An 11,773-nucleotide genomic window follows, 5' to 3' on the forward strand; every position below is an offset into this window, starting at 1 on the left:
GGCCGGAGCCGTCCGGCGTGTCCCCCCCCTCCGGCACGGATCCCTCGGCGGGGGGAGCGGCCGGTGCGGCACCCGGCGACGCAGGGGCGCGGGCGCCGGCCCTGGCAGTGTCACTGGGCTCTGGTAGGAATGAAGCCGTGAGCAGCGACGATGAGCGGCCCCCCGGCTCCCCGCCCGGCGCACGGCCCCCCGGCTCCCCGCCCGGCGCGCGGCCGGAGCAGCTGGCGCTCATACGCGAGAGCGTGCGCGAGGCGAAGGTCCCCCGCGCCAAGCCCCGCACCTGGCGCGGCGCCGCGCTCGCCCCGGAGCTCCCGGTGGCCCGGGTCGTGGTCAACAAGGGCGTGCTCCACCTCGACCAGTACTTCGACTACGCGGTCCCCGTGGAGCTGGACGCCGACGCCCAGCCCGGCGTCCGCGTCCGCGTCCGCTTCGGCGCCGGGGCGCACCGGGTGCGCGACGGCCGTCGCGAGGGCGGCGGCCTGGTCGACGGCTTCCTTGTCGAACGCCGGGCCTCGTCGGACTACAGCGGCGCGCTCGCGGCACTCGCCTACGTCGTCTCACCCGAACCCGTACTGAGCCCGGAGACCCTCGCGCTGGCCCGCGCGGTCGCCGACCGCTACGCCGGATCGCTGGCGGACGTCCTCCAGCTCGCCATTCCGCCGCGCAACGGACGGGCGGAGTCCCGCCCGTCCCCGGACCCCCTGCCGCCGCCGCCCGCCCCCGACCCCGCGACCTGGCGGCGGTACGGGCGGGGGGTGGCCTTCCTGGAGGCGCTGGCCTCGGGGGGCGCCCCCCGGGCCGTATGGACGGCGCTCCCCGGACCGCACTGGCCGGACGAGCTGGCCCGCGCGGTCGCCGCCACCCTCGCCTCCGGGCGCGGCGCGCTCGTGGTCGTGCCGGACGGGCGGCGCGCCGCGCGGCTCGACGCCGCCCTGACCGCGCTGCTGGGCGAGGGCCAGCACGCGCTGCTCACCGCCGACTCCGGGCCCGAGCGCCGCTACCGGCAGTGGCTCGCGGTGCGCCGGGGCTCGGTGCGGGCCGTGATCGGGACCCGCGCCGCCATGTTCGCGCCCGTGCGGGATCTGGGGCTGGTCGCCGTCTGGGACGACGGTGACTCCAGCCACGGCGATGACAACGCGCCCTTCCCCCATGTCCGCGAGGTCCTCGAACTCCGCGCCACCCAGGGTGCCGGGGACCCGGCGGGCGGTGTCGCCTTCCTCCTCGGCGGCACGAGCTGCACGGTGGAGGCGGCCCAGCTGGTCGAGAGCGGCTGGGCGCTGCCCCTGGCCGCCGACCGGGACGAGGTCCGCCGCGCCGCGCCCCTGGTCCGTACGGTGGGGGACGAGGAACTGGCCCGTGACGAGGCCGCGCGTGCCGCCCGGCTGCCGAGCCTGGCCTGGGGGGCCATCCGGGACGGGCTGCGAACCGGGCCGGTGCTGGTGCAGGTGCCCCGGCGCGGCTATGTGCCCCGGCTCGCCTGTGAGCGCTGCCGCACCCCGGCACGGTGCCGTCACTGCGCGGGCCCGCTCGAAGCCCCGGACGAGCGGGAGCTGGCCTGCCGCTGGTGCGGCCGTGGGGCGGCCGACTGGCACTGCCAGGAGTGCGGCGGGGTCCGGCTGAGGGCCCGTGTGGTCGGCGCCCGGCGTACGGCGGAGGAACTGGGCCGGGCCTTCCCGGCCGTCCCGGTGCGGACCTCGGGGCGCGACCACGTACTGGACGCCGTGCCCGACCGTCCCGCCGTGGTCGTCTCCACTCCCGGTGCCGAGCCGGTCGCCGAGGGCGGTTACGCGGCCGCCCTGCTGCTGGACGGCTGGGCGATGCTCAACCGGCCCGATCTGCGGGCGGGGGAGGAGGCGGTGCGCCGCTGGCTGGACGCGGCGGCGCTGGTGCGGCCGCAGTCGGAGGGCGGCACGGTGGTCGTCGTCGCCGAACCGACGCTCCGGCCGGTCCAGGCCCTGGTCCGCTGGGACCCCGCCGGTCATGCCCGCAGGGAGCTGGCGGAGCGCGCGGAGCTGGGCTTCCCTCCGGTCTCCCGGATGGCGTCGGTGGTCGGTCCGCGTGACGCGATCGAGGGTTTCCTCGCGGGAGCGCGGCTGCCGTCCGAGGCGGAAGTGCTTGGTCCGGTGCCGCTGCCCGTTCCTCCGGCGGGCCGGCCCCGCAGACCGGGAGACCCCCCGGTGGGCGAGGTCTGGGAGCGCGCGCTGGTGCGGGTGCCCCCGGGCAGTGGCGCGGCGCTCGCCGCCGCCCTGAAGGCCGCCCAGGCGTCCCGGCTGGCGCGCGGTGCCGGCGGCGGTGGCGGTGGTGGTGGCGGCCAGATCCGGATCAGGATCGACCCGCTGGACATCGGCTGACGCGGCGGCGCCCGCCATGCCCTTTTCCGCCCTTTCCCTCCTTCCCCGCGCCGCTCGTGCGCGCCCCCTTGGCCGCGCGGCACGTCGGCGGCCCGGCGCGATGCCACCGGCGGTACGGGCTCCACGCGCCACACCACCGGGGCGGCGGTCTGGCCTTCGGGCGCCGGGGCACGGGACAGGAGGAAGGGCCCCGGCCGTCCGCCGGGACCCTTCTGTCGGTGTTGATGGGAGGGGCACCTGCCGGGCCGCGGGGACCGAGGGCCGCCCCCGCCTCCGTACGTCCACCTCACCCGGTACCGGATCCGGATGGCCGACGCGGCGGCGTCAGCCGTTGCGCGGGCTGGGGAAGGGGCTGGGGCGGGGCTCGTCGCGCAGCGACGGGCCCGGGGAGGAGGGCTGCGGCGGCATGGCCCGGGCGGCGGGGACCGCCGGAAGGCCCGGGGGAAGCGTCCGTGTGGTGGTGTCCGGGACATGATCGATGACATCGGGGGCACCCGGTACGCCCGGGGGCTGTGCCGCGCGGCGCGCGCCGTAACGCCGGTGCACCGCCTGTTTGGTCACGCCGAGCGCCGAGCCCACGGCATCCCAGGAGAATCCGAGCGAGCGGTCGAAGTCCACGGCGGCCGTGACCAGCGTCTCGACGCTGTCACGCAGTTCCTGGGCGAGACGGACGGTCGGGGCGGGGGCCCTGCCGTAGACGACGAAACCCGTGGAGGGTCCGGTGCGTCGCGGGCGGTAGACATTGCCCAACTGGGCGGTGAGCGTACGCAGGGCGTCCACCTGACGGCGGACCCGCTCGATGTCCCGTACCAACAGATGCAGACTCGCCCGCGCTTGGGCGTCGTGGGTTGCGTGGTCGGCCATTGGGAAGCCTCTCGAACCAGCGGTGAAAAGGGGCCGGGCCGCATCACTGGCGGCCCGCTTCGGTCAATCTCTCTTGACCAACGCGCCAGCGGCCGAAGTGGTCACGCATCGGGGGCGTGGGCGCGTACGGGCAGGGCGCGCGTGCCTCCCGTACGCCCCCGGGGAAGTGGCCTGGGAGTCTCTCCGCGAGAAGAGGGCTGCCCGCCCGGGGGCGAGTCCCGCGGGGTCTGGTGCCGTGGGTGCCCCGACGCCGCTCGGCACGGGCCCCGCGCGGCCGGGCGCGGGTGGGGGGTGCCTCCGTGCCGCCGGGCACAGGTGGGGGTGCCTCCGTGCCGCCGGGCACAGGGGGAGAGCGCACCGGGAACGGCGCCCCCCGGGCGAGGCTCGGGAAGAGTCACCGCGGTCGGGTCGTACCTCCCGTACCGCCGGGCGTCCGCGGGAGGGACGGCGGCGACGCCCGCCGTGCGCCGCGCGGGAGCGGGGCGGCCGGGGCACGGCATACGGACGGGATTTCGAAGACACGACCTAGACTGGAGCGCCGCGTGGCCGCGGTGGGAGACCAGCCCACCGGGTGGGCCGGCGTGTCACCGCATACACCAGCCTGAGAGGCAGTCAGCACCGATGAAGCTCGTCTTCGCAGGCACCCCCGAGGTCGCCGTACCCGCCCTGGACGCCCTGATCGCCTCCGACCGGCATGAGGTCGCCGCCGTGATCACCCGCCCCGACGCCCCGGCGGGCCGGGGGCGGCGGCTGGTGGCCAGCCCGGTCGCCCAGCGCGCCGAGGAGGCCGGGATCGAGGTGCTCAAGCCACGGCGGCCCCGGGACGAGGACTTCCTGGCCCGGCTGCGCGAGATCGCGCCCGACTGCTGCCCCGTCGTCGCCTACGGGGCGCTGCTGCCCCGGGTCGCCCTCGATGTCCCCGCCCGTGGCTGGGTCAATCTCCACTTCTCCCTGTTGCCCGCCTGGCGGGGCGCGGCTCCGGTGCAGCACGCGATCCTCGCCGGGGACGAGGTGACGGGCGCCGCGACCTTCCAGATCGAGGAGGGGCTGGACTCCGGGCCGGTCTACGGCGTACTGACCGAGCGGGTCCGCCCCACCGACACCAGCGGCGATCTGCTGACCCGGCTCGCCTTCGCGGGAGCGGGGCTGCTCTCCGCCACGATGGACGGGATCGAGGACGGCACCCTGAAGGCCGTGCAGCAGCCCGCCGAGGGCATCTCGCTGGCGCCCAAGATCACGGTGGAGGACGCCCGGGTCGAATGGCGGACCCCGGCGCTCCGGGTGGACCGTGTGGTCCGTGGCTGCACCCCGTCGCCCGGGGCCTGGACGGAGTTCCGGGGTGAGCGGCTGAAGCTGGTCTCCGTGGCCCTCCTGCCCGAGCTGACCCAGCTGGCGCCCGGTGAGCTGTCCGTCGGCAAGAACCATGTGTACGTCGGCACCGGCTCCCATGCCATCGAACTCCTCTGGGTCCAGCCCCAGGGCAAGAAGCCGATGCGCGCCGCCGACTGGGCCCGTGGTGTCCGTATCGTCCCGGGGGAGCGCGTGGGGACCACCGCTTAGTACTTCCCCTCCGTACGGGAGCGGCCTCGGTACGGGAGGGTACGGAGGCGGCGCGGGCCCGGACGCGCGGATCGCTGGTGACGGTGTCCCGGCTCCGGGCGGTCCGGCCCGGTGGCCGGGGCGCGCGGAAGGCCCACCGCTGAGGCCCGACGGGACGGAGCGTCGCCGTCCGCTCCGTCTCACGGCGCCCGCGCGGCGGGACCGGCGCGCGCTGGGCGGGGGAGGTGGCGGGGACGGAGGGCTGATCCGGCAGGGATTAGGCTGGAAGGGTTCGTGACCTTCGGTTCGACCCTTTTCTACAGCGGAGCACCTTTGAACGACCAGGCACGCCCCCAGCGGTCCCGTCGCCCCAGCAAGCCCTATCGACGCCCGCAGAAGGACCCCGTACGGATCCTCGCCTTCGAGGCGCTGCGGGCCGTCGACGAGCGGGACGCGTACGCGAACCTCGTCCTGCCGCCGCTGCTGCGACGGGCCAGGGAGCAGGGGGACTTCGACGCCCGGGACGCCGCCCTCGCCACCGAACTCGTCTATGGCACGCTCCGCCGCCAGGGCACCTATGACGCGATCATCGCGGCCTGTGTCGACCGTCCGCTGCGCGAGGTCGACCCGCCGGTCCTCGATGTGCTCGCGCTCGGCGCACACCAGCTGCTGGGCACCCGCATCCCCACCCACGCGGCCGTCTCCGCCAGCGTGGAACTGGCGCGGGTGGTCCTCGGCGACGGGCGGGCCAAGTTCGTCAACGCCGTCCTGCGCAAGATCTCCCAGGACGACCTCGACACCTGGCTCGACCGGGTCGCCCCGCCCTATGACGAGGACGCCGAGGACCATCTCGCGGTGATCCACTCCCATCCCCGCTGGGTCGTCTCCGCGCTCTGGGACTCCCTCGGTGGCGGGCGCGCGGGCATCGAGGAGCTGCTGGCCGCCGACAACGAACGCCCCGAGGTGACCCTCGTCGCCCGCCCCGGCCGCGCCACCCCCGGGGAACTCCTCGCCACGCTCGGCGAGGACTCCGCGCTCCCCGGCCGCTGGTCCCCCTACGCCGTGCGGCTGGCCGAGGGCGGCGAGCCCGGCGCGATCGACGCGGTACGCGAGGGACGGGCCGGAGTCCAGGACGAGGGCAGCCAGCTGGTCGCCCTCGCCCTCGCCAACGCCCCGCTGGAGGGCTCCGACGCCCACTGGCTCGACGGGTGCGCTGGCCCCGGCGGCAAGGCGGCCCTGCTGGCGGCGCTGGCGGCGGAGCGGGGTGCCTCGCTGCTCGCCGCCGAGAAGCAGCCCCACCGGGCGGGCCTGGTGGCGCGGGCGCTGGCGGGCAACCCCGGCCCGTACCAGGTGATCACCGCCGACGGCACCCGCCCGCCCTGGCGGCCCGGGGTCTTCGACCGGGTCCTCGTCGATGTCCCCTGCTCGGGCCTGGGCGCCCTGCGGCGCCGTCCCGAGGCCCGCTGGCGCCGTCGCCCCGAGGACCTGGACGGCTTCGCCCCGCTCCAGCGCTCCCTGCTGCGCGAGGCGCTGACGGCGGTGCGGGTCGGCGGCGTCGTCGGCTACGCGACCTGTTCCCCGCACCTGGCCGAGACCCGGGTGGTCGTGGACGACGTGCTGCGCGGCCGGGGCGGTCCCGCCGTCGCGGCGGAGTGGGTGGACGCCCGGCCCCTGCTGCCGGGCGTACCCGCGCTCGGTGACGGTCCCGACATCCAGCTCTGGCCCCATCGGCACGGTACGGACGCGATGTACCTCGCGCTGCTGCGGCGCACGGGCTGAGCCCTGTGCCGGGCCCCACCCGGGCCCGGCACCCAGGGAAAAGCCGGGAATGCGCGGACTGTGCTGATCTTCCTCCGGCCCGGTCCGCAATTGGTCTGTACCGGAACCCGGACCGGGGAGGGGAACCGCCCCGGAACATGGCAGGCTTGGCCCATGGCCGTACAGATCAACCCCAGCATCCTCTCCGCTGACTTCTCCCGCCTCGCCGAAGAGGCCAAGGCCGTCGAGGGAGCCGACTGGCTCCATGTCGATGTCATGGACAACCACTTCGTGCCCAACCTGACGCTGGGCGTGCCGGTCGTGGAATCCCTCAGCCGGGCGACGGAGACCCCGCTGGACTGCCATCTGATGATCGCCGACCCCGATCGGTGGGCACCGCGGTACGTCGAAGCGGGGGCCGGTTCCGTCACCTTCCATGTCGAGGCCGCCGCCGCGCCGGTCCGGCTGGCACGGGAGATCCGGGCCAAGGGCGCCCGCGCCTCCATGGCGCTCAAGCCCGCCACCCCCATCGAGCCCTTCGAGGACCTCCTCCCCGAGCTCGACATGCTGCTGATCATGACCGTGGAGCCCGGCTTCGGGGGACAGGCGTTCCTCGACATCATGCTGCCGAAGATCCGCCGTACCCGGGAGCTGATCTCCAAGCACGGCCTTGAGCTGTGGCTCCAGGTCGACGGCGGGGTCTCGGAGGCCACCATCGAGCGCTGTGCCGAGGCCGGTGCCGATGTCTTCGTCGCCGGTTCCGCCGTCTACGGGGCCGAGGACCCGGCGGCCGCGGTGCGCGCGCTGCGCGCCACGGCGGAGGCCACCACGGCCGGTGCGAGCTGGGCCTGCGGCCACTGAGGCCGTGCCGCCGTTCCGGCCGTCCCCCGGCGCCCTGACGCGTGTGCCCTCAGCCCCGGGGCAGGAGGGTGCCAGGGCGCCGGAACCCGCCGGACCCGCCCGTGCGGCGGACGGCGCTATGTTGAAGGGGCTCCCCGGAACCGACCACGTGCGCACCCCGAGCCACCGCGCACGCGGCCACCGGACCACAAGCAAGTGAACTCGGCCCGACAGGGCTGATCGGTAACCGCCGGATCTGACAGGATGACGGATCCGGAGTGTGAACAGCAGTGAGGAGATCGCGGTGTCTGCTAGGTCGGCGGGACGGTCTGCCCTGCGGATGGGACCCGCGGAGCTCGTACAGGCGGCGGCCATGGCCCGCCGCTTCTATCTGGAGGGCAAGTCCAAGATCCAGATCGCGGAGGAGTTCGGCGTCAGCCGCTTCAAGGTCGCGAGGGTCCTGGAGACGGCGCTGGAGCGGGATCTCGTCCGCATCGAGATCCGCGTTCCGGCGGAGCTGGACGCCGAGCGCTCCGACGCGCTCCGCGCCCACTTCGGGCTGCGGCACGCGGTCGTCGTGGAGTCCCCGGCGGAGGCCGAGGAGTCGCCCGACCCGGAGAACCTGGGCGAGGTGGCCGCCGACCTGCTCGGTGAGCTGGTGAACGAGGGCGATGTGCTCGGACTGGCCTGGGGCCGCTCCACGATCCATATGGCCGCCGCCCTCGACCGGCTCCCCCCGTGCACGGTCGTCCAGCTCACGGGCGTGTACGACGCGGGCACCGCCGAGCGCGGCTCGGTGGAGGCCGTCAGACGGGCGGCCCAGGTCTCCGGCGGCGACGCGCACCCCATCTACGCGCCCATGCTGCTGCCCGACGCGGCGACCGCCGCCGCCCTGCGGCACCAGACGGGCATCGCCCGCGCCTTCGAGTACTTCGACAAGGTCACGGTCGCGGCGGTCTCCATCGGCTCCTGGGAGCCGGGGATCTCCACGGTCCACGACATGCTCAGCGATGAGGAGCGCGCCCGGTACGCCTCGTACGGCGTCGCCGCGGAGATGTCCGCGCACCTCTTCGACCGGGACGGCCGCCGGGTCGGCCGGGACCTGGGCGAGCGGTGCATCACCGTCGAGGCGGACCGGCTGCGGCGCATCCCCGAGGTGGTGGCGATAGCGGGCGGACAGCGCAAAGCCGAGGCGATCGGCGCCGTGCTCCGCTCCGGGCTGGTCACCAGCCTGGTCACCGACACCGCGGCCGCCGACCATCTGCTGGCGGGCCCGCCGAGCCCCCGCCCCGCGCTGGACCGCGCCGACCCGGACGACTGACGCCGCGCCCTCCCGGTGCTCGTCCATCGACGAGTGGCCGAGCGGCCGAGCCGGGGCCCCGGGTCGGCAGCCGCTTGGAGGATCCGTGTGGGACACCGCCGCCGAGCTGGAGCTTTCTCCCAGGGTCGAACGCGCCCCGGGCATGGGAAACTGAAGTACGTGCTTCTCCCCCCGGCTGAGATGCCCGGGGGCCACCTCCGATTGACTGGGATGTTCAGCACGTGCGTTTCCTCAATGATCAGCAGCCGCCGTACGACCTCACGTATGACGACGTCTTCATGGTGCCGCGCCGCTCGGCCGTAGGCTCCCGGCAGAGCGTGGACCTCTCCTCGCCGGACGGCACGGGGACCACCATTCCGCTGGTCGTGGCCAATATGACCGCCATCGCCGGACGCCGGATGGCCGAGACCCTCGCCCGCCGCGGCGGCCTGGTCGTCATCCCCCAGGACATCCCGATCGAGGTCGTCACCGACGTCGTCTCCTGGGTCAAGACGCGCCACCTCGTCCTCGACACCCCCATCGTGCTCGCCCCGCACCAGACCGTCGCCGACGCGCTGGCCCTGCTGCCCAAGCGGGCCCATGACGCGGGTGTCGTCGTGGACGAGAACCACCGGCCCGTCGGTGTGGTCACCGACGCCGACCTCTCGGGCGTCGACCGCTTCACCCAGCTCACCGAGGTCATGTCCCGGGATCTGCTGATCCTGGACGCCGGCATCGACCCCCGGGACGCCTTCAACCAGCTGGACCAGGCCAACCGGCGCTATGCCCCCGCCGTCGACGCGGAGGGCCGCCTGGCGGGCATCCTCACCCGCAAGGGCGCGCTGCGCGCCACCCTCTACACCCCCGCCGTGGACGCCCAGGGCCGACTGCGGATCGCCGCCGCCGTCGGGATCAACGGCGATGTGGCGGGCAAGGCCAAGCAGCTCCTGGACACGGGCGTCGACACCCTCGTCGTGGACACCGCCCACGGCCACCAGGAGTCGATGATCGCCGCGATCAAGGCGGTGCGGGCGCTCGACCCGCGGGTGCCGATCGTCGCGGGCAACATCGTCGCCGCCGAAGGCGTGCGCGACCTCATCGAGGCGGGCGCCGACATCATCAAGGTCGGTGTGGGCCCCGGCGCCATGTGCACCACCCGCATGATGACCGGTGTGGGGCGGCCGCAGTTCTCCGCCGTCCTGGAGTGCGCCGCCGAGGCCAGGAAGTACGGCAAGCACGTCTGGGCCGACGGCGGGGTGCGCCATCCGCGCGACGTCGCCATGGCCCTGGCCGCCGGTGCCTCCAACGTGATGGTCGGCTCCTGGTTCGCGGGCACCTACGAGTCCCCGGGCGACCTCCAGCAGACCGCCGACGGACGGCTCTACAAGGAGTCGTTCGGCATGGCGTCCGCCCGCGCCGTGCGCAACCGCACCAGCGAGGAGTCCGCCTACGACCGCGCCCGCAAGGCGCTCTTCGAGGAGGGCATCTCCACCTCGCGGATGTTCCTCGACCCGGCCCGGCCGGGCGTCGAGGATCTGGTGGACTCGATCATCGCGGGAGTCCGCTCCTCCTGCACCTACGCGGGCGCGGGCTCCCTGGAGGAGTTCGCCGAGCGCGCCGTCGTCGGCGTCCAGAGCGCCGCCGGGTACGCCGAGGGCAAGCCCCTCCACGCGAGCTGGAACTGATCACAGGTCCCGCGCCGCGCCGTTGAGGCCCCGGCGCGGGACACACCCCCCTGGTTCTCCCGGCAGCCCCGGCGCGGGACCACGCCGCTCCGGCCCGCTCCCGGGCCGGAGCGCCCCGCTTCCCGCGGCCGGTGGAGCCACCCCCGTAGATCGTGGGAATGACACTCCCGGAAATCATGCGAATGAAAGGCATGAGCCCGGGTAGGCGCGCCCTGCACTGACCACGGAGCAGGGGAGGACGAAGTGTCCACGGCGAGCACGGTCATGACCGAACTCACGCAGCCTGGCACACAGAGTGACGTACGGCGGTCCGGGGCGCCTTCTGGCGCGGCAGAACCGGCACCGCTCGCCGACACCGGAGCGCGGTCCGTCAGTGCGGATCTTGACCTCCCGGAGATCGCGGATCCGGGCGCGGTGGCGCCCAGGGACGCGCGGGAGATCTCGCGGATCTTCTTCGTCCGGCTGGCCTCCCTGGAGGAGGGCACCCGCGACCACCAGTACGTGCGGAACACGCTCATCGAGCTGAACCTCGCGCTGGTGAAGTACGCGGCCGGACGCTTCCGCAACCGGGCCGAACAGATGGAGGACATCGTCCAGGTCGGGACCATCGGCCTGATCAAGGCGATCGACCGGTTCGAGCTCAGCCGCGAGGTGGAGTTCGCGACCTTCGCCGTCCCCTACATCGTGGGGGAGATCAAGCGGTTCTTCCGGGACACCAGCTGGGCGGTCCACGTCCCCCGCAGGCTCCAGGAACTCCGTATCGACCTGGCCAAGGCGACCGACGAGCTCTCCCAGCGGCTCGACCGGTCGCCGACGACGGCCGAACTCGCCGCCCATCTCGGGATCGACGAGCAGGAGGTCATCGAGGGCGTCGTCGCCAGCAACGGCTACACGGCGGGCTCCATCGACATGCCCCTGGACGACCCCTCCGACAACACCGCGACCCCGCTCTCGGACCGTCTGGGCGCGCCCGACGCCGACCTGGAGATCGCCGAGAACGTGCAGGCGCTGAAGCCGCTGCTCAAGGATCTCGACAACCGTGATCGCGCGATCCTGCAGATGCGCTTCGGCGAGGAGCTGACCCAGTCGGAGATCGGGGCCCGGCTCGGGGTCTCCCAGATGCATGTGTCGCGGCTGCTCACCCGGATCACCACCCGGCTGCGCGAGGGCCTGCTGGAGTAGTCCGGACCGGGGAAGGGTGCTCTGGAGCGGCCTTCGTGTGGTCTCCGTACGCGGGGGGAACACGGCACCGCCGGTACAGGGCAAGGCCTCCCGGGCGCCAGCGGACCGGACACGACCGGGGAAACCTCCACGCGCCAGCGGAACGGCACACCGTGGGGCAGGCGGGTGAGATGGCTCACGGGCGTGAGCGGCGGGCGCCGACGGCGAGGACGCGCCGCATACGGAGGAAGCCCTTTCGGGAACGGCCCTCGGGC

8 protein-coding genes are annotated in these 11,773 nt (G+C 74.4%); 7 read left to right on the forward strand and 1 reads right to left on the reverse strand.

The window, feature by feature from the left end:
* Window positions 1-137 precede the first annotated feature (137 nt).
* The gene (locus ACFVIM_RS26920) at window positions 138-2,351 is read left to right on the forward strand and encodes a primosomal protein N' (RefSeq protein WP_384306300.1); all 2,214 of its coding nucleotides are present in this window, start codon (window positions 138-140) and stop codon (window positions 2,349-2,351) included.
* Between the two features lie 324 nt (window positions 2,352-2,675).
* On the opposite strand, the gene ACFVIM_RS26925 is transcribed toward ACFVIM_RS26920, so the two are convergent.
* A complete protein-coding gene (locus tag ACFVIM_RS26925) occupies window positions 2,676-3,215 on the reverse strand; it encodes a hypothetical protein (RefSeq protein ID WP_384306303.1) in 540 nt (179 codons plus the stop codon).
* Window positions 3,216-3,836: 621 nt separating this feature from the next.
* On the opposite strand from ACFVIM_RS26925, the gene fmt reads away from it, so the two are divergent.
* The 6 genes from fmt to ACFVIM_RS26955 all read left to right on the forward strand — a co-directional run bounded on the left by fmt (window position 3,837) and on the right by ACFVIM_RS26955 (window position 11,519).
* Window positions 3,837-4,775 carry a methionyl-tRNA formyltransferase gene (gene fmt / locus ACFVIM_RS26930; RefSeq protein ID WP_384306306.1) on the forward strand — a complete coding sequence of 313 codons (939 nt, stop codon included), beginning with the start codon at window positions 3,837-3,839 and terminating at the stop codon, window positions 4,773-4,775.
* A gap of 312 nt (window positions 4,776-5,087) precedes the next feature.
* Window positions 5,088-6,533, forward strand: coding sequence for an RsmB/NOP family class I SAM-dependent RNA methyltransferase (locus ACFVIM_RS26935; RefSeq protein WP_384306309.1), 1,446 nt, complete (start codon window positions 5,088-5,090; stop codon window positions 6,531-6,533).
* Window positions 6,534-6,686: 153 nt separating this feature from the next.
* Window positions 6,687-7,373 (forward strand): ribulose-phosphate 3-epimerase, encoded by a 687-nt coding sequence (gene rpe / locus ACFVIM_RS26940; protein WP_384306311.1) that lies wholly within the window; start codon window positions 6,687-6,689, stop codon window positions 7,371-7,373.
* A 259-nt stretch (window positions 7,374-7,632) separates the two neighbouring features.
* Complete coding sequence (locus ACFVIM_RS26945; RefSeq protein ID WP_384306314.1) at window positions 7,633-8,673, forward strand: sugar-binding transcriptional regulator; 1,041 nt, start codon at window positions 7,633-7,635, stop codon at window positions 8,671-8,673.
* 221 nt (window positions 8,674-8,894) lie between these two features.
* Window positions 8,895-10,337: a GuaB1 family IMP dehydrogenase-related protein gene (locus ACFVIM_RS26950; protein WP_384306315.1), complete on the forward strand. Its 1,443-nt coding sequence runs from the start codon at window positions 8,895-8,897 to the stop codon at window positions 10,335-10,337.
* 264 nt (window positions 10,338-10,601) lie between these two features.
* The gene (locus tag ACFVIM_RS26955; RefSeq protein ID WP_384306318.1) at window positions 10,602-11,519 is read left to right on the forward strand and encodes an RNA polymerase sigma factor SigF; all 918 of its coding nucleotides are present in this window, start codon (window positions 10,602-10,604) and stop codon (window positions 11,517-11,519) included.
* Window positions 11,520-11,773: the final 254 nt, after the last annotated feature.

The sequence above is a fragment of the Streptomyces sp. NPDC057638 genome (assembly GCF_042800315.1).
GTDB lineage: Bacteria > Actinomycetota > Actinomycetes > Streptomycetales > Streptomycetaceae > Streptomyces.